The organism is Porphyrobacter sp. TH134 (assembly GCF_002855495.1).
GTDB lineage: Bacteria > Pseudomonadota > Alphaproteobacteria > Sphingomonadales > Sphingomonadaceae > Erythrobacter.
Map to the genome: position 1 here is coordinate 1 of NZ_PKRO01000013.1, position 26,082 is coordinate 26,082.

25 protein-coding genes are annotated in these 26,082 nt (G+C 65.3%); 13 read left to right on the forward strand and 12 right to left on the reverse strand.

Annotated elements, in window-relative coordinates:
- The first annotated feature begins 135 nt into the window (after window positions 1-135).
- The 3 genes from galE (at window position 136) to C0V72_RS07665 (ending at window position 2,081) form a co-directional block, all read left to right on the forward strand.
- Entirely contained in the window at window positions 136-1,149 is a 1,014-nt protein-coding gene (gene galE, locus C0V72_RS07655) for a UDP-glucose 4-epimerase GalE (RefSeq protein ID WP_101793089.1), read from the forward strand.
- A 104-nt stretch (window positions 1,150-1,253) separates the two neighbouring features.
- The gene (gene ykgO / locus C0V72_RS07660; RefSeq protein ID WP_017666014.1) at window positions 1,254-1,379 is read left to right on the forward strand and encodes a type B 50S ribosomal protein L36; all 126 of its coding nucleotides are present in this window, start codon (window positions 1,254-1,256) and stop codon (window positions 1,377-1,379) included.
- Window positions 1,380-1,478: 99 nt separating this feature from the next.
- Window positions 1,479-2,081: an HAD-IA family hydrolase gene (locus tag C0V72_RS07665; RefSeq protein WP_101793092.1), complete on the forward strand. Its 603-nt coding sequence runs from the start codon at window positions 1,479-1,481 to the stop codon at window positions 2,079-2,081.
- Window positions 2,082-2,204: 123 nt separating this feature from the next.
- On the opposite strand, the gene C0V72_RS07670 is transcribed toward C0V72_RS07665, so the two are convergent.
- Window positions 2,205-2,549, reverse strand: coding sequence for a CC_3452 family protein (locus C0V72_RS07670; protein ID WP_101793095.1), 345 nt, complete (start codon window positions 2,547-2,549; stop codon window positions 2,205-2,207).
- A gap of 206 nt (window positions 2,550-2,755) precedes the next feature.
- Here C0V72_RS07670 and C0V72_RS07675 point away from each other — a divergent pair, with 206 nt between their 5' ends.
- Window positions 2,756-3,322 (forward strand): winged helix-turn-helix transcriptional regulator, encoded by a 567-nt coding sequence (locus C0V72_RS07675; protein WP_101793098.1) that lies wholly within the window; start codon window positions 2,756-2,758, stop codon window positions 3,320-3,322.
- A gap of 62 nt (window positions 3,323-3,384) precedes the next feature.
- Complete coding sequence (gene recQ, locus C0V72_RS07680; protein ID WP_101793101.1) at window positions 3,385-5,181, forward strand: DNA helicase RecQ; 1,797 nt, start codon at window positions 3,385-3,387, stop codon at window positions 5,179-5,181.
- On the opposite strand, the gene C0V72_RS07685 is transcribed toward recQ, so the two are convergent.
- Window positions 5,178-5,972: a hypothetical protein gene (locus C0V72_RS07685; RefSeq protein ID WP_101793104.1), complete on the reverse strand. Its 795-nt coding sequence runs from the start codon at window positions 5,970-5,972 to the stop codon at window positions 5,178-5,180. The genes recQ and C0V72_RS07685 overlap by 4 nt on opposite strands.
- Before the next feature lie 125 nt (window positions 5,973-6,097).
- Complete coding sequence (locus tag C0V72_RS07690) at window positions 6,098-7,588, reverse strand: YifB family Mg chelatase-like AAA ATPase (protein WP_101793107.1); 1,491 nt, start codon at window positions 7,586-7,588, stop codon at window positions 6,098-6,100.
- A gap of 242 nt (window positions 7,589-7,830) precedes the next feature.
- Here C0V72_RS07690 and C0V72_RS16775 point away from each other — a divergent pair, with 242 nt between their 5' ends.
- From C0V72_RS16775 to yihA, 6 genes are all read left to right on the forward strand, one after another.
- The gene (locus C0V72_RS16775; protein ID WP_101793110.1) at window positions 7,831-8,892 is read left to right on the forward strand and encodes a hypothetical protein; all 1,062 of its coding nucleotides are present in this window, start codon (window positions 7,831-7,833) and stop codon (window positions 8,890-8,892) included.
- A 94-nt stretch (window positions 8,893-8,986) separates the two neighbouring features.
- Window positions 8,987-9,121 carry a 50S ribosomal protein L34 gene (gene rpmH / locus C0V72_RS07700; RefSeq protein WP_036801591.1) on the forward strand — a complete coding sequence of 45 codons (135 nt, stop codon included), beginning with the start codon at window positions 8,987-8,989 and terminating at the stop codon, window positions 9,119-9,121.
- A gap of 286 nt (window positions 9,122-9,407) precedes the next feature.
- Window positions 9,408-9,800 carry a ribonuclease P protein component gene (gene rnpA, locus C0V72_RS07705; protein ID WP_101793113.1) on the forward strand — a complete coding sequence of 131 codons (393 nt, stop codon included), beginning with the start codon at window positions 9,408-9,410 and terminating at the stop codon, window positions 9,798-9,800.
- A complete protein-coding gene (yidD, locus tag C0V72_RS07710) occupies window positions 9,797-10,006 on the forward strand; it encodes a membrane protein insertion efficiency factor YidD (RefSeq protein ID WP_101793116.1) in 210 nt (69 codons plus the stop codon). The genes rnpA and yidD overlap by 4 nt, the downstream gene beginning before the upstream one ends.
- Before the next feature lie 65 nt (window positions 10,007-10,071).
- The gene (gene yidC / locus C0V72_RS07715) at window positions 10,072-11,814 is read left to right on the forward strand and encodes a membrane protein insertase YidC (protein WP_101793118.1); all 1,743 of its coding nucleotides are present in this window, start codon (window positions 10,072-10,074) and stop codon (window positions 11,812-11,814) included.
- Window positions 11,815-11,949: 135 nt separating this feature from the next.
- On the forward strand, window positions 11,950-12,627 hold the full coding sequence (gene yihA / locus C0V72_RS07720) for a ribosome biogenesis GTP-binding protein YihA/YsxC (RefSeq protein WP_101793121.1): 678 nt from the start codon (window positions 11,950-11,952) through the stop codon (window positions 12,625-12,627).
- Between the two features lie 63 nt (window positions 12,628-12,690).
- Here the strand turns inward: yihA and C0V72_RS16200 are convergent, their stop codons facing one another.
- The gene (locus C0V72_RS16200; RefSeq protein WP_143704545.1) at window positions 12,691-13,107 is read right to left on the reverse strand and encodes a hypothetical protein; all 417 of its coding nucleotides are present in this window, start codon (window positions 13,105-13,107) and stop codon (window positions 12,691-12,693) included.
- Between the two features lie 306 nt (window positions 13,108-13,413).
- Between C0V72_RS16200 and C0V72_RS16390 the strand changes: the two genes are divergently transcribed.
- Window positions 13,414-13,566 carry a hypothetical protein gene (locus C0V72_RS16390; RefSeq protein WP_172438953.1) on the forward strand — a complete coding sequence of 51 codons (153 nt, stop codon included), beginning with the start codon at window positions 13,414-13,416 and terminating at the stop codon, window positions 13,564-13,566.
- A 303-nt stretch (window positions 13,567-13,869) separates the two neighbouring features.
- Here C0V72_RS16390 and C0V72_RS07730 read toward each other — a convergent pair whose 3' ends face one another.
- From C0V72_RS07730 to C0V72_RS07755, 6 genes are all read right to left on the reverse strand, one after another.
- Window positions 13,870-15,819 (reverse strand): CshA/CshB family fibrillar adhesin-related protein, encoded by a 1,950-nt coding sequence (locus C0V72_RS07730; protein ID WP_172438954.1) that lies wholly within the window; start codon window positions 15,817-15,819, stop codon window positions 13,870-13,872.
- 2 nt (window positions 15,820-15,821) lie between these two features.
- Entirely contained in the window at window positions 15,822-20,951 is a 5,130-nt protein-coding gene (locus C0V72_RS07735; RefSeq protein WP_233999841.1) for a hypothetical protein, read from the reverse strand.
- A gap of 44 nt (window positions 20,952-20,995) precedes the next feature.
- Complete coding sequence (locus C0V72_RS07740; protein ID WP_101793129.1) at window positions 20,996-22,030, reverse strand: DUF11 domain-containing protein; 1,035 nt, start codon at window positions 22,028-22,030, stop codon at window positions 20,996-20,998.
- 71 nt (window positions 22,031-22,101) lie between these two features.
- Complete coding sequence (locus C0V72_RS07745) at window positions 22,102-22,593, reverse strand: hypothetical protein (RefSeq protein ID WP_101793132.1); 492 nt, start codon at window positions 22,591-22,593, stop codon at window positions 22,102-22,104.
- A 56-nt stretch (window positions 22,594-22,649) separates the two neighbouring features.
- Complete coding sequence (locus tag C0V72_RS07750; protein WP_101793135.1) at window positions 22,650-23,645, reverse strand: DUF11 domain-containing protein; 996 nt, start codon at window positions 23,643-23,645, stop codon at window positions 22,650-22,652.
- Window positions 23,646-23,743: 98 nt separating this feature from the next.
- Window positions 23,744-24,163: a VOC family protein gene (locus C0V72_RS07755; protein WP_101793138.1), complete on the reverse strand. Its 420-nt coding sequence runs from the start codon at window positions 24,161-24,163 to the stop codon at window positions 23,744-23,746.
- A gap of 109 nt (window positions 24,164-24,272) precedes the next feature.
- Here C0V72_RS07755 and C0V72_RS07760 point away from each other — a divergent pair, with 109 nt between their 5' ends.
- A complete protein-coding gene (locus C0V72_RS07760) occupies window positions 24,273-24,935 on the forward strand; it encodes a glutathione S-transferase family protein (protein ID WP_101793141.1) in 663 nt (220 codons plus the stop codon).
- Between the two features lie 45 nt (window positions 24,936-24,980).
- Here the strand turns inward: C0V72_RS07760 and C0V72_RS07765 are convergent, their stop codons facing one another.
- Complete coding sequence (locus tag C0V72_RS07765; RefSeq protein ID WP_101793144.1) at window positions 24,981-25,616, reverse strand: LysE family translocator; 636 nt, start codon at window positions 25,614-25,616, stop codon at window positions 24,981-24,983.
- A complete protein-coding gene (locus C0V72_RS07770; protein WP_101793147.1) occupies window positions 25,613-26,080 on the reverse strand; it encodes a cupin domain-containing protein in 468 nt (155 codons plus the stop codon). Before C0V72_RS07770 ends, C0V72_RS07765 begins: the two co-directional genes overlap by 4 nt.
- Between the last annotated feature and the right edge of the window lie 2 nt (window positions 26,081-26,082).

Below are 26,082 nucleotides of genomic sequence, written 5' to 3' on the forward strand. Positions count from 1 at the left end.
ATCAGCCGCTCAGCGCAAAACCTCTGCATCCAAAGCGTGAATCAGATTTTACGCCAAACGGGAATCCCCTAATCCCCACTTTCGCAACAGGTCTATTGAGAAAATCTAAGCGGATTGCGTGGTAAGGCCTGCATCATGACATTGCCCAGCAAACCTTCCGTTCTCGTCACTGGCGGCGCGGGTTACATCGGTAGTCACGCGGTGCTTGCGCTGCGCGATGCCGGGTGGCCGGTTGCCGTGATCGACAATCTGTCCACCGGCTTTCGCTTTGCGCTGCCGGACGACGTGCCGTTATACCAGGGCGATGTCGCCGATGCCGATCTGCTGGCGCGCATCTTTGCCGAGCAGGGGACGGCGGCGATCATGCATTTTGCAGGCAGCATCGTGGTGCCTGAAAGCGTGGCCGACCCGCTGAAATATTACGATAACAACACCGCCAAAAGCCGCGCGCTGATTGCTGCTGCGGTGCAGGCGGGCGTGCCGCATTTCATCTTTTCGTCGACCGCAGCGACCTATGGCATTCCCGATGTCGCCGCTGTGAGCGAGGATACCCCGCAGCGCCCGATCAACCCCTATGGCTGGTCGAAGCTGATGACCGAGCAGATGCTGGCCGATGTCGCGGCCGCGCACCGGCTGAACTACGGCGTGCTGCGCTATTTCAATGTCGCGGGCGCCGATCCGCAGGCGCGCAGCGGACAGTCCACGGCAGGCGCGACGCATCTTATCAAGGTCGCGATCGAGGCGGCTTTGGGTCTGCGCGAATCGGTCAGCGTGTTCGGCACCGACTATGCGACGCCCGACGGCACCGGCGTGCGCGATTACATCCATGTCAGCGATCTGGCGGCAGCCCATGTGCTGACGCTGGAGGCGCTGATCGCCGATCCGGCGCGCTCGATGACGATGAACTGCGGCTATGGCCGCGGCTTTTCGGTGCGCGAGGTGCTGGATGCGGTCGACCGGGTGACGAATCGCCAGCTTGATCGCCGGATCGAAGGCCGCCGCGCCGGCGATCCCGATTCGCTGATTTCCGACCCGGCAAGGCTGAAACGGACGCTGGGATGGCAGCCGCAGCACGCCGAACTCGACACAATCATTGCCCATGCGCTGGCGTGGGAGCGCAAATTGCCCGATTTGCGCCGCTCCGCGTAACAGACTCGCATTGACGCCGCCGTGCCTGCCCGCTAACGGCACGCTTCATTTTTGCGCGCGCCGGCTTGGGTTCGGCGCGCTTTGTCATTTGAAAGCTGAGAGCCATGAAGATCGTCAACAGCCTCAAGTCGCTCAAGGGCCGTCACCGCGATAACCGCGTGATCCGTCGTCGTGGCCGCACCTATGTGATCAACAAGACCGATCGCCGCTTCAAGGCCCGCCAGGGCTAAGCTGGCGCAGCTGCCCGCAGGCAGCTGATGGATTTCGCGGCCCGCCTCCTTTTCGGAGGGCGGGCCGCAAGCGTTTGGGGCCAAGGGAGCAGGGGCGCGATGCGCAAGGCGGTGGTGTTCGATATCGGGCGAGTGCTGTTCCAGTGGGAGCTGCGCGCCCTGTTCGAAAAACTGATTGATGACCCGCAGGAACTTGACTGGTTTCTCAGCCATGTCGTGACCGAAGAATGGCATTTCGAACATGATCGCGGCCGCGCGCTGGCCGATATGGTGCCAGAACGAATCGCGCTCTACCCGCAATACGAACCGCATATCCGCGCCTATGCCGAGCGGTTCAACGAGACGATCCCCGGCCCGGTCGAAGGCTCGCACGCACTGGTCGAGCGGCTGGCGGCGGCGGGCGTCCCGCTTTATTGCCTGACCAACTTCGGCGACGAGTTCTTCGCGATGTTCCGCCCGGTCCAGCCGATCTTCGATCACTTCGCCGACATTATCGTTTCGGGCACGGAGAAGGTCGCCAAGCCTGACGCGCGAATCTACGAAATCGTCGAGGCGCGCAGCGGGCGGACTGGGGCGCAACTGTTCTTTACCGACGATAACGCCGCCAACATCGCCGCCGCCAAAGCCCGCGGCTGGGACGCGCATCTGTTTACGGATGCGAAGAGCCTTGAGGCCCAGCTCATAGCGGCCGGATTGCTGTAGGAGGCTCGCTCCGGGGCGAGCGAACATAAAAAACAACCCCCGGCGCCGGGACACGCCGGGGGTTAGCAGCTCGGTCCAACTGGAGAGGTGCCGGACCGAGAGGGACTTGATGTCAGGCCGGGGTCAGCCGTTGCACTTGGCCAGTTCTTCAGCAGTGATCGCTTCGCCTTCGACCTTGAAAGTCGCGATTTCGCCGAACTTACGGTTGAGGCCGCGGCAGATGCGCAGCGGGCGCGCGCTGGCCTTGCCCGCGACGCAGGTGGCGCCTTCGCAAGTCCAGGCAATGCCGCCGGCAACCGCGCGGGCTTCGCCTGCGGGCGCTGTCAGCGTGGCGCTGTAATAAGGGGTGCCGGCTGCGTTCAGCGGAGCGCCGCTGGTGGCGATGCCGAAGGTGGCGCCGGTGTAAACCAGGGCCGACGCGAGGATGGCAAGCTTGCCAGTGCGGGAGAGGGAGAGGGTCTTGATCATCGGGGTATCCTTTGCCTTTTTTGTCAGGGCCTTTGCGCCCCATGGTCTGTGCCACTATATTTTGCAATGCAACATTTCGAATCGAAACCAGTTGCTATTCACCACCTACCTAACTAGGTTGCGAGTTGCAACTGAAAACTGAAATTTTTTGTGACAGCCTGCAAAAGCGGTTACACACGTCCCCGGATGGGGAAGGGATAGAAATCATGGGTGAATTGAGAGAACCGCTGCGCGAACTGATCGAATGCGGTCTGCCGCAAGCGCTGGAGGTGATGGGGGAACGCTGGTCCTTCATGATCCTGCGCGCCAGCTTCAACGGTCTCAAGCACTTCGAGGAGTTCCTGAGCGAACTCGGCATTGCCCGCAACATCCTGTCCAACCGTCTCGCCAAGCTGGTCGAACACGGCATCCTCAAGCGCGAGCCCTGCGCCGATGATCGCCGCAAGATCGAATACCGCCTGACCGAAAAGGGTCTCGATCTGCTCCCTGCCATGCTGGCGCTGCGCCAGTGGGGGCAGAAATACGGCAGTGAAACCGTGGTCGAAGACCCGGTGCTGGTCGATGAACGCGACCGTTTGCCGATTGGCCCGGTGTCGATCCTTGCGCATGACGGGCGCATCCTCGGCCCGCAGGATCTGTGGCTGACCCGTCCCGCCAATCTGGGCCGCCGTGCGGATGGCACCATCGCCACCCCCGGCGAATCGCAAGGCGTCAGCCTTGGCAGGGGCGACGTGGTCGATCTGGCCGAGGCCAAGGCCGCCGCAGCGCGATAATCGGTCGATAGCGCTGCGCGGGCGGGTGCCCTGCGCTGACGCAATGGGTTAGGGCTGCGGCCATGAACCTGGTCGCCCCGCCCGAATGCCACGACATCCTGCGCCGCACCTTCGGCTATCCTGCTTTTCGCGGGCAGCAGGAAGCCGTGATCGGCAGGGTCATGGCCGGTGCGCACACCTTGGCGCTGATGCCGACCGGCGCGGGCAAGAGCCTGTGCTACCAGGTGCCAGCGCTGGCCCGTCAGGGCACGGCAATCGTCATCTCCCCCCTGATTGCGCTGATGCACGACCAGATCCGTTCCGCTACCGCAGCCGGCATCCGCGCGGCTTCGATGACATCGGCCGACAGCGACAATGCCGCCACCGCCGAGGCGTTTCGCAGCGGCGCGCTTGATCTGCTGTATGTTGCCCCCGAACGCGCCTCCACGCCTGGTTTCCAGAGCCTGATCGAGCGTGCGCCGGTATCGCTGTTCGCCATCGACGAAGCGCATTGCGTGTCCGAATGGGGCCACGATTTTCGCCCTGATTACCGGATGCTGCGCCCGGTGCTCGACCGCTTCCCGGACGTGCCGCGCCTCGCGCTGACAGCCACCGCTGATCCCGCCACCCGGATCGACATCCTGCGCCAGCTCGGCATTCCCGAAGACGGGATGATCGTTGCCGGGTTCGACCGGCCCAACATCCGCTATGCCATCACCCCGCGCGACAATGGCCCGCGCCAGATCACCGATGTGCTGGCGCGGATGGAGGGTGCAGGTATCGTCTACGCGCCCAGCCGCAAGGCGACCGAGGACATCGCCGCCCAGATCGCCCGCACGGGCCGCGAGGCGGCGTTCTATCACGCGGGACTGGAGCCCGAACGGCGCGCGGCGGTGCAGGCGCAGTTCGTGGCGTCCGAAAGCATGGTGATGGTCGCCACCATCGCCTTCGGCATGGGCATCGACAAGCCCGACGTGCGCTTCGTCATCCACGCTGGCCTGCCCAAATCGATCGAGGCCTATTATCAGGAAACAGGCCGGGCCGGGCGCGATGGCGATCCGGCCGAAGCGCATCTGTTCTGGGGCGTCTCAGACTTCGCCCGCGCGCGCCAGTGGCTCGGCGATGTCGAGCCCGAGCGGCTGGCGGGGGAGCAGGCACGGCTCAACACGCTGGCGCAATTGGTCGAAGCGCCGACTTGCCGCCGCGCGATCCTGCTCAAGCATTTCGGCGAACATCCGCCCGAACGCTGCGGCAATTGCGACAATTGCGACAATCCGCCGCAGGTGCTCGATGCGAGCGTGCTGGCGCGCAAGCTGCTTTCCGCCGTCTATCGCACCGGCCAGAGCTTTGGCATCGGCCACATCGAAAAGGTGCTGACCGGCAGCAGTGACGAGCGAATTACGTCGCGCGGGCACGACAAGCTATCGGTGTTCGGCATCGTCGCCGCGGGCGAGGCGGCGCTGCTCAGGCCGCTCACCCGCACGCTGGTGGCGCGCGGAATGCTGGCGGCGACCGAGCATGGCGGGCTGATGCTGGGGCCAGAGGCGCGCGGCGTGCTAAAGGGCGAGGCCGGGGTCAGCATTGCCGAACCGCCCCCCAAGCGCGAACGCCGCAGCCGCCGCACCCGCAGCGGCTATGAAGCGTCCAATCCGGTCGGCAATCCGCTGTTTGAAGCACTGCGCACCCGCCGCAAGGAACTCGCCGCCGAACACGGCCTGCCGGCCTATGTCATCTTCCATGATTCGGTGCTGCGCGACATCGCCCATCAATGCCCGGAGACCTTGGCCGAACTCGGCGCGATTGGCGGTGTGGGGGCGAAAAAGCTTGAGACATGGGGCCCCGATTTCATCGCGGTGGTGAAGGATCACCTTCGGGCCTAGCGCCGCGCTTTGCTCACCGAATAGGTGATTCTGATCCTGACCCATGATCCCACCTGTTCGCGTCCGCCCACGCGGGCGGGGCGGACCCTGAACTGCCAGGCGGCGGCGAGCACCGCGCGGCCGATCATCGAGCCTTGCGGGCTTTCACCCTCCAAAACACAATTGTCGACGTAGTAATCGGGGACGGTCTTGCAGGCGATCAGCGCGTAGCCGGGGCCGTTGGCGGTGGAGAGATAGCCGCTCAGCTCCTGATCGGTCGGCTCGCGGTACCAGCGCGCGGCGTAAAGCGGCTCGCCATTGGGCGCCGTGCCGACCCGCTCGCTATCGCCCGCGCTGCGCGGATTGCCGGTGTCGGCGGGGCCAGCGGACGGCCCCGGCCTGATCCGTACGCCGATCTTGGGCACGGGGCGGGGTTGGGGCTGGGGTTGAGGCGGCTGCTGTGCGTGAGGCGGCGCAGGCGGTGGCGGTTCGGGCGCGGGGGCGGGGTTGAGCGCCAGCGGCGATGGCCGCATCGGCTGCGGTACGGGCTGGGCTTGGGTCGGCTGAGCCTCTTGCGGGGTGTCGGCCGCACTGGCCTCGGCTGCCGGTTCGCTTGCCGGTTCGGGCGGGGCGGCAAATTCGATGGCCTCGAAGGTGGTCACATCCTCTGCGCCGTCTTCGACCCCGGCGATCTGCGTGCCGAGTGTCAGCAGCAACAGCAGGATCCCGCCTTCCAGTGCGAGCGCAATCGCCAGGCTCGCCAGTTTGCGTCGCCGCGGCGCATCGCGCACCGCCGCCAGCAGCGCGGCCAAACCGCGCGGCGGCTGGGCTACGCCTTCTCTCGGCAAAACTACAGGATCGTCCGAAATCGCCAATGCGCCTTTGGTCAGCCGCGCGCGGGAGTTGGGGGAGGGGATGCGCGGCCTTGGGCTGGTCCTTAACCTGTCATCAGCCGATAGGATAGCGCTTCGGCAATGTGGGCGCGGCCAATCGTGTCGGCCCCGGCAAGGTCGGCGACGGTGCGTGCGACCCGCAGCATCCTTGTATAGCCGCGCGCGGACAGGCGCAGCTTTTCGGCGGCCTGGAGCAGCAGCTTGCGCCCCGCTTCGTCCGGGGCGGCGTATCGATCGAGCTGTTCGCCCTCAAGCTCGGCGTTCGACCGGACCCCGCGTGCGGTCTGGAGCGCGCGGGCGGCGGCGACGCGCAGTGCCACCTCGGCGCTGCCTTCGGCGGGCGGGGGCAGCGCCATGTCGATCGCGCTGACCGCGCCGACATGAACATGCAGGTCGACCCGGTCGAGCAGCGGGCCAGATAACCGCGCCTGATAATCGCCGACGCAGCGCGGGTATTTGTTGCAATTCCTCGCCGGATCGCCCGCGTAACCGCAGCGGCACGGGTTCATTGCCGCGACCAGCTGCACGCACGCGGGGAATGTCACATGGGCATTGGCGCGGGCAACATCGACCCGGCCGGTCTCCAGCGGCTGACGCAGCGAATCGAGCACCGGGCGCTGGAATTCGGGCAGTTCATCGAGGAACAGCACGCCCAGATGCGCCAGGCTGACCTCGCCCGGCCGCACCTTCAAGCCGCCGCCGGTGAGCGCTGCCATGCTGGCCGAATGGTGCGGGGCGCGGAAGGGGCGGGCGCGGCTGATGCGGCCTGCCTCCAGCGTGCCCGCGACCGATTGCACCATCGACACTTCCAGCGCTTCGCCCGGCGTCAGGTCGGGCAGGATGCCGGGCAGGCAGCTCGCCAGCAGGCTTTTGCCCGATCCCGGCGGGCCGACCATCAGCAAATTGTGGCCCCCTGCCGCTGCGATTTCGAGTGCGCGCTTGGCGGTTTCCTGTCCTTTGACCTGTTTCAGATCATTGCCCGCCGCTGCGTCGGCCACCTCGCCGCGCGCAGGTTCGGGCAGCACCAGACTGCCCTTCAGATGCCCCAACAGGCTCATCAGATCGCGCGGGGCGAGCACCGGGACCCCGCTGGCCCAGCGCGCTTCCGGCCCCTGTTCGGCCGGGCAGATCAGGCCCGTTCCCGCCTCGCTGGCGTGGAGCGCTGCGATCAGCACGCCGGGGCTGGCGACCACCCGGCCATCCAGCGCCAGTTCGCCCACAGCGATCCAGTCCCCCAGCTGTTCGGCATCGGTCACGCCCATCGCGGCCAGCAGGGCGAGCGCGATCGGCAGGTCGTAATGCGACCCGTCCTTGGGCAGATCGGCAGGCGACAGGTTGATCGTGATTCGCTTGGGCGGCAGCGCCAGCCCCATCGCCGACAGCGCCGATTGCACCCGTTCGCGGCTTTCGCTGACCGCCTTGTCGGGCAGGCCGACCACCGTGAAGCGCGGCATACCGGGGGCGACCTGACACTGCACCTCAACGCTGCGCGCTTCCAGCCCCAGATAGGCAACCGTTCGTACCAACGCGACCATCTGCTTGCCCCTCAACCGCCCCAAGGGTCTGTTTGTGCAGCCTTCTAAGGGGCTTGTCGAGCGGTTCGCTGCGGTTTGGCAAGGTCACCAAGCTCGCCCACAGCGCGCGTTGCGGAGTTGGATTGCGCCTGCGGATTTCCAACCGCTGGGCCGGTCCCGCGATCCTACGGGCGAATCCTAAGGTTTTTTTAAAGCATAAATCTTGGCGATTTGGCAGGCGGCGCTGGGCGACACTGCCGGTCATGATCCGCGCGCTCGCCTTTTTGTTAGCCGCCTTGGCGGTGCTGCTGCCCGGCACGGTAGCGGCAGCCGGGCAACCGGGCGCGCGCGTGGTCGAGCGCATCAGCTGGGTCGAGGAATGGGATCCTGCCACCGGCACCTGGGTTCGGGTGGACGACAGCGCTGCGGCCCCCGCTCCGGCGGCCTACCAGATCACGAGCGCTGTGCGCAGCGGCGGCGTGACCGTCACCGAAACCATCAGCGAACAGCCGGTGCGCTTCATCCCCCAGCCGCAGCGGATGGCCGCCGCATCGGCCGGGATCGCCCGGTTTGGCCCGTTCCGCGTGATCGACAGCCGCCGCGCCGCGATCGTGGCATCGACCGATGCGTCCAGCCCGCAGGCCTTTGCGGCGATGCTGGCCGCTTTCCCGCAGCTTGAAGTGATCGAATTTGCCGATGCGCCGGGCACCAGCCACGATCTGGCCAATCTGAGGCTGGGCCGTGCCATCCGCGCGGCTGGCCTTGCGACCCACGTGCCAGCGGGCGGATCAGCGCGGTCGGGCGCGGTCGAGCTGTTTCTGGCCGGAACCCGCCGCACGATCGAACCGGGCGCCCTGTTTGCTGTGCATTCGTGGCGCGATGAGCTGGGCCGCGAGCCTGCCGACTTTGCGCTGGATGCCCCTGAAAACCGCCTGTACCTCGATTACTATGCCGAAATGGGCATGACAGCCGATGTGGCCCGCGCCTTTTATGCGATGACCAATTCCGTCCCGCACGCGGGCGCATTGTGGCTGCAAGGCGCAGAAATGGCTCAGTGGATTGCGCCCGAACCACGGATCCCTGCGACCCGCAGTCTGGACCCGCGGCTCGAAACCGGGCTACGACTGGCGCTGGCGCGGTCAGGCGATCTGGCGGCGCAGGCCATGCGGGCGTCGGCTGATACGATCAAGCCGGCCATTCTGGCCCGGCCTATGGCAGCAGCCGGCTTGCTGGCGCGCCTATGGGATCATGCCCGTCCTGCACCCCGGCTGGCCTATGCCGATCTGGGCGCAGGTTTGCTTGACTCAGGGGCGGCTTTCCCATAACGGCCCCGGTCTGATTTGCGGTCGCCGGTGGGTGGCCCCGTCTGGTTTGGGGGTGAACCCGAACAAGCCAGCCGGTCATTTTTTCGAGGAACTTATGAAGCGGACCTTCCAACCCAGCAATCTCGTGCGCGCTCGTCGTCACGGTTTCTTCGCGCGCAAGGCGACCCCGGGTGGCCGCAAGGTGCTCCGCGCCCGCCGCAACCGCGGCCGCAAGAAGCTCTGCGCGTAATTGTTTGCGCACCCGCCTGCGCGGGTGCGATTTCCTCGCTTATGGGGCCCGAAGGCCCCATCGCTGCGGGCGGCCGGTCGGCCTTGCGGGCTCCCCTTGGGAGCCCGTTGACGTTTATCGCCTCCTCCGTTCTGAGCCGATTTGTGTTTGGCTGCTGGCGGTGTGGCATTTTCCGAACCGCGTCAGCGGTTCGCAAGCGCGACTGCGCGCCGGCCGGCAGGCCAAAGCCAAGGCGGATGCCAAGGCGAACGGATGTCCGCCGCCCGGCGTTTGAGGGCGTAAACAAATGACTCTCTCCGTTCTGACCAAGCGTGCCGATTTCCTTCGCGCCAATTCCGGCCTTCGCAATGCGCGCAGCGGATTCGTGCTGCTGACCCGCCCCAATGACGGGCCCGATGGCGGTAAGGGCATCCGCTTCGGGATCACCGTCACCAAGAAGATCGGCAATGCCGTGGTGCGTAACCGCATGAAGCGGCGCTTTCGCGAACTGCTGCGCGCGGCGCTGCCCACGCAGGGCCTGCCCGATCACGATCATGTGCTGATCGGCCGGGCGGGCGGGGTGGAGCGGGATTTCCACCTGATGGCCGAGGAACTCGCCAAAGCGCTCGAACGCGCGCGCGAAGGGCGCGGCGATCCTGCGGGCGGGCGGCGGCCAAGGAAGGGGGATCGCCGCAAATGAAGCAGCTCCTCATCCTCATCGCGCGGGGCTGGCAGCTGGGTCCGTCGCGCATTCTGCCGCCGTCCTGCCGCTATGCGCCCTCGTGCAGCGAATATGCGATTCAGGCGATTGGCAAGTATGGTGCGCTCAAGGGTGGATGGATGGCATTTAAGCGGCTAATGCGCTGCCACCCATGGGGTGGGCACGGTCATGATCCGGTGCCCTAGGGCTTTAAACGGGACCGCCTTAACCCCATAATACACCTGTCTTGGCATTCTCTCGGGGCTTACACTTGGACAATCGCAATCTTCTGCTCGCTGTCGTGCTTTCGGGCCTGCTCATTCTCGGGTGGGATCTGGGGATGCGCTATTTCTACCCCGAGGCGGCGCTTTCCGCGCAAGCCGATCCGGTCAAGCCCGTGCCGGCGGCAGCGGGCGCTGCGCCAGCCGCGGCGGGTGCGGGTTCCCTGGGGGCTGATGGCGCTGCGGTGCGCAAGGTCGATCTGGCAGCGGCCCTGGCGAGCGGCAACCGCGTGGCGATCGATACCCCGCGCCTTGCCGGATCGATCAACCTGGTGGGCGCGCGGATCGATGACATCGTGCTCAAGGATTACCGCGAGACGGTGAAGAAGGATTCCGGCCCGGTCCGCCTGTTCGCGCCCGAAGGCACACCGGGGCAGTATTTCGCCGAATTCGGCTTTGTCAGCGGCGGGGCGCGTCAGCCGTCCAACCTGCTGTGGCAGGCCGATGGCACGAAGCTGACGCCGACCACTCCGGTCACACTGACCCGCACCGATGCGACCGGCGTGACCTATGCGATCCGCTTCGCGGTCGATGCCAATTACATGATCACCGCCAGCCAGACCGTGACCAATGCCGGCACCGCCCCCGCGGTGGTGCAGCCCTTTGCGCTTATCAAGCGCACCAGCACCAACGCCACCATCGATCAGTTCGTGGCGCATTCCGGCCCGGTCGGGGTGTTTGGCGGGACGCTGTGGGATCCGCATTCCTATCCGGAACTGGCCGAACTGGGCGGCGAAAGCCCCGAAGGCGCGCCAAGCTGGCTGGGCTTTACCGATCAATACTGGCTGGGCGCGCTGGTGCCCGGCGATGGCAAGGGCAAGGTGACCACCGATAATGCGGGCTTCCGTTCGCTTGGGGGTACGCTGTTCCGCGCCGATCTGCTCTATGGCGCCAGCACAGTGCCCGCCGGCGGCACGGTGACACAGGACACGCGCCTGTATGCAGGGGCCAAGGACAGCCACATCCTCGATGCCTATGAAGACGCCGGGATCACCTATTTCGGCAAGGCGATCAGCTGGGGCTGGTTCGAAATCGTCGAAAAGCCGATCCTGTGGCTGCTGCGCACCTTGAACGGGCTGGTCGGCAATTTCGGCGTGGCGATCATCCTGCTCACCCTTATCATCCGCGGGCTGATGTTCCCCATTGCGCAAAAGGGCTTTGCCTCAATGGCGTCGATGAAGGCTGTCCAGCCAAAGATGAAAGAGATTCAGGAACGCTTCAAGGATGACAAGCCGCGCCAGCAGCAGGAAATCATGAAGCTTTACAAGGATGAAAAGGTCAACCCGCTGGCGGGCTGCCTGCCGATGTTGATCCAGATCCCGATCTTCTTTGCGCTGTACAAGGTGTTGGTGCTCGCGATCGAGATGCGGCACGAGCCGTTCTTCCTCTGGATCAAGGATCTGTCCGCGCCCGATCCCGCGCATATCCTCAACCTGTTCGGGCTGCTGCCTTACGAAGTGGTGGGCTTCCTGGCGATTGGCCCGCTGGCGGTGTTGCTGGGGATTACCATGTGGCTGACCTTCAGGCTGAACCCGGCCGCGATGGACCCGATCCAGAAGCAATTGTTCGACATCATGCCGTGGATCCTGATGTTCGTGATGGCGCCCTTTGCGGCTGGTCTGCTGCTTTACTGGGTGACCTCGAACATCCTGACGGTCGCGCAGCAGAGCTATCTCTATTCGCGCCATCCGCAGCTCAAGGCGGCGAACGCGGCGGCGGACAAGAAGACTTAGCGCTTGATCCGTTCGCCCTGAGCCGGTGTTGCTGCGCAACAGCTTCGCTTCCGAAGGGCCGTACTTTTCTTTTCCCTTCGTGGCTTGCAAAGAGAGTGCAGGGCTTCGACAGGCTCAGCCCGAACGGTGTTGGTTATGGACGAAATTGAACAGCAAGCCCGCGAGGAAGCGGCATCCAGGCTCTTTTCGGGGCCGGTTGATTTCCTGCGGTCCGCGCCGCAGCTGCAATTCCTGCCCGATCCGGCGGTGCCCGAGATTGCCTTTTGCGGGCGGTCGAATGTGGGCAAGTCCTCGCTGTTGAACGCGCTGACCGGCCGCCGGGCGATTGCCCGCGCTTCGGTGACGCCGGGGCGGACGCAGGAATTGAACTTCTTCGATGTCGGCCGCCCGGAAGAAGAGGGCGCGTTGCCCTTGTTCCGGCTGGTCGACATGCCGGGCTACGGCTTTGCCAAGGCCCCGGTGAAGGTGGTCGAAAAGTGGAAGGCGCTGGTCAATTCCTACCTGCGCGGGCGGCAGGTGTTGGTCCGCACGCTGGTGCTGGTCGACAGCCGCCACGGCATCAAGGACGTCGACCGGGTCATGATGAAGATGCTTGATGAAGCCGCCGTCGGCTACCGCGTGGTGCTGACCAAGACCGACAAGATCAAGGCGAGCGAGCTGGACACGGTCGCGCAGGCGACCACCGCCGAGATCCGCAAGCATGTCGCCGCCTATCCCGAATTGCACCTCACCAGCAGCGAGAAGGGCATGGGGATCGAAGCCTTGCGCGCCGCCGTGGTGGGCGATGCGCTGGGCGAAGGCTGGGCGGGGTAGAGTGCCATTGCTCTCGTGATCCCGGGCAAACCAAGTGTGCGGTTTGTGGCTAGTCCAGAATGACTAGTGCTGGTGTGGTATACAGAAAAACTGAAGTGGTCGAGCCGAAGTGCTTGCGGCTGTTGTTACCGGGCATTGCTGCTGCGGGGCGACAAGTAAATGTTTTGTTGTGACGATGCTTTCATTTGAAGGGCTACCAATGTGGTCCATTACTTTGAAAGGAACGTTATGAACTATATGTGTGAAGCCGGGGTTACTCCTGGGCGATCCATCATAGAATTGAGTTTTGCTGAAATCGAGATGATCGATGGCGCCGGACGGATCGGCAATGCGGCCCGGTGGATCGCAGGCGGTGCGGGTATTGCTGCTGGTGTCAGCGCTGCTGGGGGCGCTCTTCCGGCCGCAGCCGCTTTCGGCGCGGTTGCTGGTGTTGCATTGCTTGTTGCTGCCGTTGATGGCGATTGAGGGGGAAATAATCATGAAGCAAAATGACCAAATTCGGGATCTTACCCCGAGCGAGCTTGATCTCGTCGATGGCGCCCGCAAGACCAGCAGCCGCCTCGTTGAGGCAAGCGCTGGCTTTGCGACTCTTGGGGGGCGGCAGCGACCGTAGGGTTGCTCCCGGTTGCAGCGGGGTTTTTCGCCGTTGCCTCGACCACGCTGATCGCAGCTGCGGTTCTGTCTGAGACTGGTGACTGACGCAACACGAGGTGACCGTCCCCGGGCGGTCACCTCATCACCGAAAAGCAAGGGAAACACGCCATGTCAAAAGTAAAAGATCGCCGCATGCTGATTGCCAGCTTGGCCCTGATGATGGCAGGCGGCTTCATGTTGCAGCAGCAGTTTGAAGATGGGGGCTTGAAGCCTCTGGCGTCGGCCCTGCTGGCGCTTGCCTTCGTGTTTTTGGGTTATGCCGCGCTGGCGAACGCTCGCAAATAGTGGTGGCGCATAGGTGCGATCTGGACCGATGAAGTTCAGCGGCGATCCTGCACTGCGTGCACTCGTGCTCGGAATATGATCCAGACGCCGCGCTAGCTATTCGTGCCCGTGCTGGTCAATAGCTGCCGTCGGCTCCGCGTGGTGAAGACCAAGACCGGCAAGATCAAGGCAATCCGGCCGTACACACGTGCCCGTTCGGCCCCGCCTTATTCGATGATGTACCGCGCCCGCAGGGATATGCTGCGTCCGGCCCCCAGCGCGCCGCCGGGGCGCTGGCAGCAAGGCAGGCCTTGCCCCGGTAGCCTATTGCACCCGTGCCCGGAACCGGATCGTGAAGCTGGGCTGGGCGGTGGTGCTGGTCGCGGCGCTCATCGTTCCGGTTGGCGCGATGCGGATGCCGCGCACATTGGCATCGAAACTGCCGGTTGGCGTGTAGGTATAGGGCGCAGCCCCGCCCGCGGCCGAGGAATAGCGCACCATTGTTCCGGCGTTGAAGGGGCTCAATCCGCTGGTGGTGGACCCATTGGTGAAGGTCACCGGCGTTCCGGTGGCAAAGGCCATGTTGGCCGGCATCGCATCGATGATGATGATCGAGCTGGAATCGACCGTGCCGGTGCCGACATTGCGCACGGTGATCGCATATTCGACGATCGCGCCCGGGATCAGTTTGGGATTGGTGGTGCCGTTGACCGGATCGGAGATGACCGCGCTGTTTTTCTCGATCACCAGCACCGCTGTCTGACGGCGGGTGTTGGTGATGATGCAGGTGACCGCATCGCCCGGTCGCAAGGTAATCGACCCGCCCACTGCATTCGGCAGAGCAGTGGTTGAACCCCCGCTTGCCGCATTGGTGCAGGCCATGGTGGCATTGTAATTGCCCAGATTGGCGGTCCCGGCGGCGATTTCGTTGAGGGTATAGGTGCGCCCGTTGACAACCTGGGTCAGGGTGGTGTCGCCATTGTTCACGGTGCCGCCGGTGCCCGTGGTGGTGGAGGATGCGAACACGGTGGAGCCGTCCATGATCCGCACCGTGAACTGGTCGCCATCAAACCGCCGGCCCCCTGAGCCCAGCTGCTTGCGCAGCCGCAGGCGGGGCTGCGCGCCCACGGCATAGGTGCACACCAGCGATTCGCCGAATTGCAACTGGCCGATATCGGTGCTGGTGGTGGACAGATTGTTCGGCAAGGTGCCGCGCGTCGCCCCGGCGTTGTTCACGCAGGTCAGGTTGGCGGCATAGGCGGTCAGCGCGTTGCTGCTGCCGCCGGCCATGGCGATCCGCAGTGTGATCGGGATCCCGGCTGACATGCTCAGCGGATTGGTGGTGAAGGGGCCGTTGCCGGTGCCGCTTGTCGTCCCGCTGCTGATCGCCGCGCTGGTGGCGGTCGAGGCAATCTGGAACTGGAACTGGTCAGCGGCATTGACCCGCGCCCCAAGGATCTGGGTCTGGAGCCGGATGGTCGCAAACCGGATGGCGAACATCACCCCCTGAAGGCCGCCCGACTGGGTTTCTACCGTGACGCTCGTGGGGCTGTTGCTGCCAAGGATATGCGCGCCGACCGTGCCGGGGACGCCGGTGATGGTGACATTGCTGCTGCCCACCCCTGTAATCGTCGGGAAGGTTGATCCGCTGATCGGCGGAACGGTATCGAGCAATTGCCAGCTGCCGCCATTGGTCGACAAGCGCAGCGCTTCGCCATCATTGCTGGATTCGGCGTCGGCCACGACGAAGGAATAGACCGTCACGCCGCCCCCCGCTGGCGGGGTGATGGAAATGTTGGTCAAGGCGATCCGGCTGGTTCCGGCCTGCGTGCTGTAAAGCACCGGACGGCCCGGAATGCCGGTGAAGGCGGAGTTACCGACCGCAGCCCCGGTCCATGATGGAGCCGTCTGAGCATTATAGGCCGGGTTTGTCCCCGTAACGCGCGCGTTGAAGGTGAGCGTTGATCCATCCGGCAGAGTAAAGCTGAGGTTCTGGCCCGAAGCCGACCGGGCGGTGGCATCGTTGTAATTGGTCAGGTTCAGCCAGCAATAGGTTTGCCAGCTGGCGGGCGCGGTGCCTTGTCCGGTGGCCTGTCCGCAATTCTGCGCCTGCGCCGCCGGGGCCCACAACAGGCCGCACGCCAGCAGCATCACAGCCAGCAGCCTGCGCAGCAATCGTCCCCCTGCCTTCATTCTGTCCGCATAGGAAATCGTGGTAAACAGCCGGTTAGCAAACCCGCCGGGCCGCTGCGATTGTTGATCGGCCTGCGCCATCATCAGCGCCCCAGCCCGAGGAAGCCGAAGCTGTCGGCGTCGATCTTCATCCGCACCGCGGCAAACACGCCCTTGTCGGTGTTGCGGGCCGCGCGGAAATCGCCGTCGCGGAAGCCTTCGACATTGTAACCGAGCGTCACCAGCATCCCGTCGAGCGGCACCAGACCGATGGTGGGGCCATAGGAGAAGCTGGTCACATCATCATCAAGGTTGCTGCGCACTGTGGTGCTTGCGCCGATTTCGATCCGGTCGCCGATCCCAAGCCGCGCATCGCCGCCGACCAACACCGAAGTGCCAGTGTATTCAATGCCTTCAAACTCGTCGAGATTGTGCCGCGCGCCCAGGAACAGCGCGATTTCGTGGCGGCGCACTTCGGCCCCGCCCACGTGACCGCGCGGGCTGAAATTGGTCGACAGGCTGCCGACAAGGCGGCGCGAGGTGGCATCGCCGTCCACAGTCAGCGCGGTGCGTCCGGCGCCGCCGCCGATGGCTGCGATCCCGCCGATTTCGCCGCCAAGCGCGCCGGTGATCTGGTCGCTGCGATATTCGAGCCGGCCCAGCATGGCGAGCGGTGATCCGTCCGGGCGGTGGGCAAAGGCAATGCTGGCATCGATGATTTCCGCGCTGGCCCCGCCTGCGGTTTCCGAACGGGTCCAGGTCATGCCCGATCCCACCAGGCTGCCTTCGCCCAGCTGGCGGATCGCGCCGAGCAGCGCGCCCTTGCGGTCGGCAACTTCGCCATCGCGCACTTCGCCGCGCGCGGTCACGCTCCAGCGGTCCTTGCGCCAGGCCGCGCCAATGGTCGCGGCGGTGAAATCTTCAAACAACAGGCCGCCGGTCAGCTGGCCGCCGCTGGCAGCGGGCTGCGCGGGGTTGATCACGCCCGGCTCCAGCGCGGCATTGCTGGCGCGGCTGCCCAGCGTGCGGTTGCCATCAATGGTGGCATCGACCGTCAACGCAGGCGTGACTTGCAGGCTTTGCGACAGGCCGAAGGCGGCAAAGCTGCGGGTGCCGTTCTCGCCGATGGTTTCTTCGCCCAGCGACGTGACGACCTGCCCACCCTGCCAGGGCGCAACTTCGATCCCGCCGCGCAGCTGGCGCGCTTGCAGGTTCTTGCCATCGGCCAGTTCATAGGTGCCCACCAGCCGCACGCTTTGCGTGATCGCATAGCGCAGGCCAAGCCGGTGGCGCGCGGGCAGATCAAGGCTTTCCGCCTGATCGAGCGCAATCGCAGTGCCAGCCGACAATTCCAGCTTGTTGTCGAACAACCGCTGGGTCGCGCCTGCTTCCAGCACGGTCGAGGTGGCCGAGCCGCCGGTGGCCAGCCGATCATCGAACCGCACCACGCCAAGGCGCAGGTCGGTGCGCTGCCGGGTCAGCGCGAACTGGCCTTGGGCGGCGCGGCGGCGGGTGGGGTCGGCCAGACTTTCGTCCTGCCACACACTGCCGACAAAACTGAAATCCTGCGCCAGCAGCACCCGGCCATCCACGCCCACCTTGCGGCGGCCACGTTCGGCAGCGTTTTGCTGGCCGATGCCATATTCGGTATCGATCGAACGGGCATAGGCCAGCACATCAATACTGCCCGTCTGGTGCTGGGCTTCCACCAGCCAGCCGGTCGCGGCATCGCCTTCGCGGCGGCTGACGCCCAGTTCGGCGCGGATCTCGGTGTTTTCGCCAAGGCGGGCGAGCAGATCGACGGCGCCGATATCGGTGCGCTGGGTCTCGCCATTGGCGCCTTCCAGCCCGGCGTCGGTGATCGCGCTCGCGCCGATGCGGATCGCGCCGCTTTCGCTCGTCCAATCAGCGCGCACCCCGGCGTTCATTTCAGCCGCGCCCGTGCCATCGGTTTCAAACTCGATGACGATGAATTGCGGATTGAGGTTTTCGTCCCGGCTCAGCACCGGGGCGGCAAAGCGGATCGTGCCGGACAGCAGATCGATGTCGTAATCGGTAAAGCGGGTCAGCTGGCGCGACGAGACAATCTGTTCCGAACGGAACCGGTCGCGCACTTCGATGGTGACGCGTTCCGAATTGGCCAGAATGCGGCGGCTGGCGAGGCTGTAGGGGCCGGAGATGCCCTGGCCCTGGATTTCCTGCCGCTGGAACCGGCTCGAAATCTCGGCCGCGAACCCTTGCGCCTTGACCGCGCCGACGCGCGCTTCGCCCTTCACGCCGGTGGCGGTGCGGTTGTAATTGGCGAGACGCGTCTGATTGAAGGCGGTCTGGAAATCGCCGTAAAGTGCATAAAAAGTCGCGGTTTCGACGCGGACATACAGCTTTTCGCGGCTGGCAGCATCGAACTGGCGGGCCGAGGCATCGCCAAACACGGTGTAATAGGCCGACGGATCAATCGCGCCGAGCACGCGCTGGTCTTCGCGCTGCTTGGCGCTGTCATAGGCGAGGGTGAGCAGATATTTGCCCAGCACCCGGCCCTTGGCATACAGCGCGACGCGTGCGTCTTCGCCCAGATCGCTGTCGAACTGGCCGGCGCGTTCCATGTTATCGGCAACCGAACGCGCACCGGCGGTGCCTTCGGCAAGGCCGATGATGGTCCATTCGATCTCGCCCGGTTCAACCCACGCTTCCAGCTCCTGGCGGCGGGTGATCTCGCCATCGTCGAACGCGAAGGCGAGGCGCAGCGAGCCGCTGACCATGGTGGGGGCGAGTGCGATGCGGGCAATGCCCTCGGCGCCTTCGACCACCCAGCGCGCGGCGACGGGCGCGGTGCCGGTCAGCTGGTTGAGCTGCTGGCGATCGATCTGTTCCGCGCTCTGGTAGGGCGCGTTCAGGGTGAAGTTGCCCGACATGCCTTCGCGCAAGGGGCGGCCATTGCGGTCAAGCACGCGGATCGCCACCACCGGGCGGGTACGGCCATCGGCGATCAGCTGCGATTGTTCCGGCAGAAATTCGACCTTGGCCGGCGCGCGGGTGAAGAACACTTCGCGGGTGAAGGTCTTGGCGACTTCGCCAAAGGAATTGACGATGCGCGCTTCCAGCACGGTGCGTTCGCCCGGCAGCGGAACGCCGCGCCACTGGCTGATGGCGAACTTGCCCTTGTCCGGGTTTTGCGTCCCGTCAAAGGCGAGCGGATCGACCGGCTTGCCATCGACCAACAGCTGGACGCTCTGCCCGCGGCGGTGGCGGATCGCCACCCGGATGGCAGGCGCGCGCGGGTTGGCGTCGATGGCGGGGGCGACAAAGCCATCCTCGCCATCGCCAAGGCTGAGGTAATCGGTGACGGCCGGCGCAGCGTCCTGCGGCGCGTCCTTGGGCTTGGCGATCGCCGCGGGGGCCGGTTCAGCCGGGGCCAGCGGTGCGGCAGCTTGCGGCAGGATCGCGTGGAAATCGGCGACCACCAGGCTACCGCCCTGACCGATCGCAAAGCGCGAGAAGGTGCTGCCGGCATTGCGGGTCGATGCGCTGCAATCGATCATCTGCGCGCCTTCGGGCAGGGTCATGCGGGCGACCTGCACCACATGGGTGCCGGGCACGACGCCTTCGAAGTGGTAGCGGCCATCGGCATCCGTGATCGCAAAGCTGCCATCTTCCAGCATCACGCGCACACCGGGAATGCCGCGGCGGTCGGCTTCGGCAAGGGTGCAGGCCCCGTCGGTGATCCGGCCGATAATGGTCATGCGGTCGGCAATGCCATCGCGCAGCAGGTCGATCGCCACGCTGGTGCGCGCCTCGCGGTTCAGGGCGTCACGGGCGAGCGCTTCGTTCAGTGCCCGGCCCGGAGGCGCATCGGGGCGCACGGTCATGCCATAGGTGACGCGGGCGGTGGTGCCGCCGGGCAGATCGCCCAGCGCGATGGTGAGCACGCGGCCGTCCGGCGAAATCGTCACCGCGTCAGGCGCGGGCGCGCCGTTGACGCGGATCGTGTCGGGGCGCAGCCGCAGCCAGCGCGACGGCGTGTCGATCACCGTGATCCCGCGCCGGATGCGGGCGGCGTCATTATTGCCGATGGTGACGGTGTAGAACACCACATCGCCCGGCACAGCCTGCGTGCGCGAGGCGGTTTTTGTCAGGGTCAGCTGCGCCACCGGCAGATCGACCGGCACATCGATTTCAAACGGCACCGGGCTGTCGAGCACGAAGGCATCGCCATAGGATCCTTCGCGGATCACATAAGGGGTGCCATCAGGGCGGCTGACGCGCGCCAGCATTTCGCGCGGGGCGGCAGAGGGCGCGGTGTAGGGCTGGGGCGGCTCGACTACCAGGCGGTAGCGGCCCTCGGCGGTCAGCGGAAACCAGAACTCGCCCGGCCCCATCGGCACCGTGCGGCCCGAACCATCGGTCACCGCCGCGCCGGAGATCATGCTGGAAGGCCAGGTGGTGACGCCGTCTTCGGCAAAGACCACCGCAGGGCGGCCAGTATCAGCATTGACCAGCGACACGCGCGCACCATCAACCGGCGCGCCGGTTTCGCTGTCGAACACCACGCCGAACGGATCGACCAGCACGGTGACTTCGGCCGACACCATGATGGTGTCACGGCCCGGACGCATGGCCGACAGGGTGATGCGCGAATCCTCGCCCACGCTCAGGCGGCAGTCTTCCTGCACCAGCGGCGGGGGCATGCGCAGGGTATTGACCACGCCGACGAACACACCGCTGTCGGGCGTCGTTTCAAAGACGGTCATCGTTTCGCGGTCACCGCCGGGGGTGGTCAGCGTCACGGTCAGACTGTCGATTTCAGCCGAATTGCGGTTGGCACCGGCAGCGGTGACTTCAAAGAACAAAGGCTCGCCGCCGCGCAGCTCGTCCGTCTGCTGGACTTTGGCGGTGGTGACCGCCGAGGTGGCGGTATCGCCGGGCGTAGCGCCAGCGGTGGCCGTGGCGCGCAATTGCTGCACGGGGCCGGTCGCCGGGCCGCATTGCGGAGCGCGGTATGCCAGTTCTGAGCCTGATCCGGTGGTGCGGCGGTACACCGCAATGGTGGGCGGCAGAGGGCTGACATCGAAAGTGACCGGATTGCTGGTCACGCGCAGCGGCGCTGCGTTGGTATCCCAGGTCGCTTCGGCAATGTTGGTGACGGTGCGCAGCACATCACCGGTATCAGTCTGAGCGCTTACCCCCTCTTGCGGCACGCCGAATGGCAGCAGCACTGCAAAGAGTGCCGCTGCCACGCGCCGCAAAGAGGGAATAACACGCAAGACCCGGTCCCGACCGATTAGTCGATCGTGACTTGGAAGTAGAGCGACCGGGTCTGCCCGGCAGCCACATCAGCCAGATCGCCAAGGATCTGGTTTTCACCGCCCGGTCCCGATGTGGGGCTGTAGGTGCCGCCGGCGGTACCGCCGGTGCAGCTGGCATTGCCGTTGATGAAGATGCCGAAAGCGGCGTCATAGCTGACGTCGAATGGCAGGTCATCGGTCACATTCACGTCGGTCGCGGTGGCCGCGCCCGAAGCGTTCGCGACGGTGATGCAATATTCAACCGTTGCGCCCGGGATGGCCTTGGGATTGGTGGTCCCGTTGACCGGATCGCTGACCAGACGGCTGGTCTTGGTCACCGTCACCAGGGCGCCGGCCACCTCGTAGGTGCCGGTGTCGGAGAACGCGCCATCGCGCACCGCATCGGTATCGCCCGCGCCGTCGAACAGCACCGTGTCAACGCCTGCGGTGTTCGCGCCCGCGGTGGCCACCAGTTCGGCGCCGCGAGTACCGACCACGCCGCCTGCATGGGCATTGGCTGTCAGCGTGACATCGAAGACGTCATCATTGACCGCATTGAGGCCGATGTCGGCAATCACGAAGACGCGAACGGTCGCATCTTCAGCAACTTCATCAAGGTAGGTGACCAGCGTGTCGCCTGCATCGAAGATGTTGTTGCCGTTGTCGCGATAGATCTGGAAGTTCGCGATGTTGGCAGCCGTGCCGTTGCGCAAGGCGGCCGTAAGATCGAGATCGACCGTGTCGTTCGACAGGTTGGTCACGTCAAACGCGATCGGTGCGTTCTGCTGACCCGGCGAGACCGAGGTGGCCGGGCCGATATAGTTGACGTTGACGTTCACGCGCCGGTCGACGGTGAAGCTGTTGCTTGCCGTCTCGGCATTCTGGGTAACGTTGCCGACATTATAGGTGACGGAGACGTTGTTGGTGATGGTCGTGTTTGCGCTGGTCCCTTCGGCCAGTGCAGGGGCGCTGGACATCGCGACGAGCGCAAGCGCGCTCACCGCACCCAGCAACTGCTTGGTGGTTTTCATTGGTCTGGTCCCGAGTGTTAGTCCCGCGTCACTTGTGCCGCCCGCAGGACGTGGCGGTTATCGCCCGCTTGTCAGCGGATGATGGCCGGATAGGTGAGCCGCCCCGATGCGCCGGGTGCGATGCTCGCCAGCACCCAGCGGACGTGGGTGACGTCGGCATGGGCGGCGGGACGCGTGGTCCCGTCTGAATTGGTAAAGGTCAGCGCGCCCAGCACGCCGAAGGTCTTGCCTCCGTCAACCGACACCTCAAGCGCGGCATCGGCATCAGGCGCGAGCCGGACCGCAGCGGGCAGCGGGTTGGTGACAACGAAGTTGCTGACCGGCTCGGCGCCGCGATTGGCGTAATCGGTGCCAAACATCAGGCGATCGCCGGGGACGATCGTGGTCGGCTCGACCAGTTCGGTGCGTTGCTTGCCGTCCGCATCGGTGACAACCTTTTCGGCCTTCACGTCGCCCGTCAGCGCGATGGGGCTGGCGGCGGTTTGCGCTGCCAGCGGCAGGGTAGGCAGGGCCAGCGTGGCCATGGCAGCGCACGCAAGCATCAGCGTGTTGATCGTCTTCATTGTTATGCCCCAAGTGTGTGTTGTTTTTTGGTTTGGTATGAAATTTCAGTAAGATGCTATTTGTCGATGACGACATCGAACGTGACCGCGCGGGTGGTGCCCGCCGGAACGTTGCCAAGGGTGACAGCAATCCCGCTGGTGTCCGACGCGGTGCCGGCATCGCCGTCGGCCGCATCGCTCAGCGCTGCCTGGTCAAGCGCCAGTGTGCCCGGCGCATAGGTGGTGCCGTCGGGAATGGCGTCGGTCACGACCAGATTGCTGACGGCGCCGGTTCCACTGACGCGGGCTTCGATGGTGAAGGTGGCAATCGTGCCGGGCACCGCGCTGGTGCCGCCGAAGGGATCGCGCAGCGACACCGATTTGACGAGTTGCAGCGATGCCGCCGCATTGACCAGTGCGCCGCGCGCATTGGCCTGCGCGCCGGTGGTGCCGACAATCGCGAAGCCGCCGCCTACGCCCGCGCCGCTGAACGAAGTCCCGGGGCTGCCGGTGCCGGTGACGGCCTGCGCGGTCAGTTCGACATTGCTGTTCTGCCCGTCGGCCGTGCCTTGCGGCATGTCGACCAGCACAAACACCGTCAGGCGTGCATCGGCGGCCAGAACGTCGGTGGTTTGCGGCTGGGCGAGGATCTGGTCCACGCCTTCGTCATAGGTGCCGTTGCCATTGCTATCGATTGCAATGGCGCGAAAAGAAACGTCGAAATCATTGCCCGCGACAGCGGTGTTGGGGGTCAGGCGGAAGGCTTCGGGGCCGTTACCCTGGTTGATTAACTCGTAGGTCAGCACCGTCGTTCCGGCACCCGCGGTGATCGGGCCGGGGTTGAGCGAGGTCAGCGTCACATCAAGCAGCTCATCGACCCGCACGGTCACGGTGTTGGAGTTGATGCTGCGCGGCACACCGGCTTCGTCGAAGTTGGCGACAGCGGTGTTTTCGATCAGCGTCCCCGCAGTCACCCCTCCGGCCAAGGCGGCGGAAGGCGCAAAAACGCCGGCCAGCATGGCGGGGACGAGAACGGTCGCGAACGAAGCATAAAGGTGGGCATGTGTTTTCATGCCACGGAGAACTACGGGGTATTGGTTAGGATTTCGTTATCCATCCCATGATCATTTCGGATAGCAACCGATCTCTTTGGTATAGGTACCTAGTCCAATTAGGTAGCAAACAGGTTAGCCGGGTTAGCAAACGCCTTGAACTCCAAGGCGTTACCGGATGGGTCGCGCAGGAACATGGTGGCCTGTTCGCCGGGCTGTCCTTTGAAGCGAATGGTTGGCGCCATCACGAAATCTGCGCCGCCCGCGCGCAACCGTTCGGCCAGAGCTGTCCATTCGTCCATCCCCAGCACCAGCCCGAAATGCGGCACCGGCACGCCGTGTCCGTCCACATGATTACTGGCGCGATCCCCTGCCTGCCCCGGTGCCAGATGCGCGACGATCTGGTGGCCGTGGAAGTCGAAATCGATCCATTCGTCCGATGACCGCCCCTCAGCGCAGCCCATGACGCCGCCATAAAAGGCGCGCGCGGCGGCCAGATCGTCAACCGGAAAAGCGAGGTGGAAGGGGGGTAGGGTCATGCGGCGGCTCCTGCTTGCGCGACCGTGATAGACCGTTCAGCCTCGACAGGAAAAGCCTGAATATCTAGGGGAGCCCCTTAACCCGTCTCGCAAGGTGGAGCGCAGACTCATGAAACTCATCATCGGCAACAAGAACTATTCCAGCTGGAGCTTGCGCGGCTGGCTCGCGGTCAAGCAGTCGGGCCTGCATTTCGACGAACTCACCGTGCCGATCATGGGCGAGGAATGGGACCGGCTGAAGCAGGACATGGGCGAAGTGCAGCCCTCCAGCGGCAAGGTGCCGATCCTGTGGGATGGGGATGCGGTGGTGTGGGACAGCCTTGCGATCATGGAATATTGCGCGGACAAGGTCGGGCGCGAACGGTTCTGGCCCAAGGATGACGCGGCGCGCGCGATGGCGCGGGCGATGGTGGCAGAGATGCATTCGGGCTACCAGTCGCTGCGGCGCGAACTGCCGATGAACATCCGCCGCCGGGTGGACCTGCCAGGCCTGTCGGATGCGACCCGGCACGATATCGTGCGCATTCTCACCCTCTGGGCCGAAGCGCGCGCGCGGCATGGCAGCGCCGGGCCCTATCTGTTCGGCACCTTCGGGGCCGCCGACATCTTCTATGCGCCGATCGTTACCCGCTTTGTCACCTATGGCATCGGTGTCCCCGGCTTTGCGCAGGCCTATATGGAGGCGATTGGTGAACATGACTGGATGCGCGAATGGATCGGCGCGGCCGAGGAAGAACAGTGGGTGATCGAACAATATGAAGTAATGGCCTGAGGGTTGGGGCCAAGGTTGGGGCCAAGGTTGGGGGCGGGACCGGCGCTACCCCAGCGCCTTGACCACGAACCACGCGGCGACCCCCAGCATGGCCAGCGCCAGCACCCGCCGCACCGCTTGCGTGCGGGCCTTGGCCATCAGCACGCCGCGGGCACGCGCGGCGCCGATGACCAGCGCCAGATGGATCGCCGTGGCGATGCTGACGCTGATAGCCGCCAGCGTCAGGCCTTGGGCAAAGCGCGGCTGCCCGCCGGGAATGAACTGCGGCATCACCGTGATGAAGAACAGCGCCGATTTGGGGTTGATGAGGTTGATCGCAAAGCCCGCCAGCGCGTGCCGCCGCGTACCAGCGCGCGGCGCGGCGGCAGGTGAGCTTTCGCCCGCATCGCTCCCGGAACCGCGCCAAGCTTCCCACGCCAGCCACGCCATCATCGCCGCCGCCAGCAGCGATGCGCCCTGCGCCAGCGCCGGGCCCTGGGCCAGGATGATGCTGGCCGCCAGCACGCTCAACGTGGCATTGGCGGCGAGGCCCAGGGCAATGCCGATAATCGCGCCCATCCCGGCGCGCCGCCCTTCGGCAAAGGTCAGCGTCACCAGCCAGCCCATATTGGGGCCGGGCGTCAGCTCGATCAGCAACACCGCAAGGGCAAACCCGGCCCAATTGACTGCCGGGTCGATCACGGCAGGCGCTGGGTCTCGTAACGGGTGCCGTCCTTGCGGGCGTAGCCTTCGGCGTCGAACACCATGTCGATATCGGAATATACGCCGCTGTCAGCCTCTCGCCCGCCGGCGCTGATGGCGACGAAGACGCACGGGCTGTCTGACCGGTTGTGCATGTGGTGGCCATTGGCCTCGCCCGCGGGGAAGGCGAGGATGTCGCCCGGTCCGACCGGGGTTTCGCCGGTATCGTCGATCAGCACCGCTTCGCCTGCCAGCATCACCACCAGCTCGTCCTGCCCCCGGTGCCAGTGGCGGTGCGAGGAAAAGGCGCCGGGCAGCAGCGTGCAATGGCTGGCCCCCATCAGCGTCAGCCCGGCAGGCGGGCCAAGGCGCCGATACCAGCGATCCTGCACCTCGGCATTGTAGGGCGGCGGATAGCCGGTCGCATTGGTCTGGGGAATCGCGGTAAGTTCAAGCTTGGGCATTG

Coding starts and splice junctions, on each gene's coding strand:
- rpmH (WP_036801591.1), top strand. CDS start 8,987: ATGAAGCGGACCTTCCAACCCAGCAATCTCGTGCGCGCTCGTCGTCAC.
- yihA (WP_101793121.1), top strand. CDS start 11,950: ATGGACGAAATTGAACAGCAAGCCCGCGAGGAAGCGGCATCCAGGCTC.
- C0V72_RS07690 (WP_101793107.1), bottom strand. CDS start 7,588: ATGGTCGCGTTGGTACGAACGGTTGCCTATCTGGGGCTGGAAGCGCGC.
- rnpA (WP_101793113.1), top strand. CDS start 9,408: ATGACTCTCTCCGTTCTGACCAAGCGTGCCGATTTCCTTCGCGCCAAT.
- C0V72_RS16775 (WP_101793110.1), top strand. CDS start 7,831: ATGATCCGCGCGCTCGCCTTTTTGTTAGCCGCCTTGGCGGTGCTGCTG.
- C0V72_RS07760 (WP_101793141.1), top strand. CDS start 24,273: ATGAAACTCATCATCGGCAACAAGAACTATTCCAGCTGGAGCTTGCGC.
- C0V72_RS07745 (WP_101793132.1), bottom strand. CDS start 22,593: ATGAAGACGATCAACACGCTGATGCTTGCGTGCGCTGCCATGGCCACG.
- C0V72_RS07740 (WP_101793129.1), bottom strand. CDS start 22,030: ATGAAAACCACCAAGCAGTTGCTGGGTGCGGTGAGCGCGCTTGCGCTC.
- yidD (WP_101793116.1), top strand. CDS start 9,797: ATGAAGCAGCTCCTCATCCTCATCGCGCGGGGCTGGCAGCTGGGTCCG.
- C0V72_RS07730 (WP_172438954.1), bottom strand. CDS start 15,819: ATGGCGCAGGCCGATCAACAATCGCAGCGGCCCGGCGGGTTTGCTAAC.
- C0V72_RS07755 (WP_101793138.1), bottom strand. CDS start 24,163: ATGACCCTACCCCCCTTCCACCTCGCTTTTCCGGTTGACGATCTGGCC.
- C0V72_RS07770 (WP_101793147.1), bottom strand. CDS start 26,080: ATGCCCAAGCTTGAACTTACCGCGATTCCCCAGACCAATGCGACCGGC.
- C0V72_RS16200 (WP_143704545.1), bottom strand. CDS start 13,107: ATGATTATTTCCCCCTCAATCGCCATCAACGGCAGCAACAAGCAATGC.
- C0V72_RS07665 (WP_101793092.1), top strand. CDS start 1,479: ATGCGCAAGGCGGTGGTGTTCGATATCGGGCGAGTGCTGTTCCAGTGG.
- C0V72_RS07675 (WP_101793098.1), top strand. CDS start 2,756: ATGGGTGAATTGAGAGAACCGCTGCGCGAACTGATCGAATGCGGTCTG.
- galE (WP_101793089.1), top strand. CDS start 136: ATGACATTGCCCAGCAAACCTTCCGTTCTCGTCACTGGCGGCGCGGGT.
- C0V72_RS07750 (WP_101793135.1), bottom strand. CDS start 23,645: ATGAAAACACATGCCCACCTTTATGCTTCGTTCGCGACCGTTCTCGTC.
- C0V72_RS07670 (WP_101793095.1), bottom strand. CDS start 2,549: ATGATCAAGACCCTCTCCCTCTCCCGCACTGGCAAGCTTGCCATCCTC.
- C0V72_RS16390 (WP_172438953.1), top strand. CDS start 13,414: ATGCTGATTGCCAGCTTGGCCCTGATGATGGCAGGCGGCTTCATGTTG.
- recQ (WP_101793101.1), top strand. CDS start 3,385: ATGAACCTGGTCGCCCCGCCCGAATGCCACGACATCCTGCGCCGCACC.
- ykgO (WP_017666014.1), top strand. CDS start 1,254: ATGAAGATCGTCAACAGCCTCAAGTCGCTCAAGGGCCGTCACCGCGAT.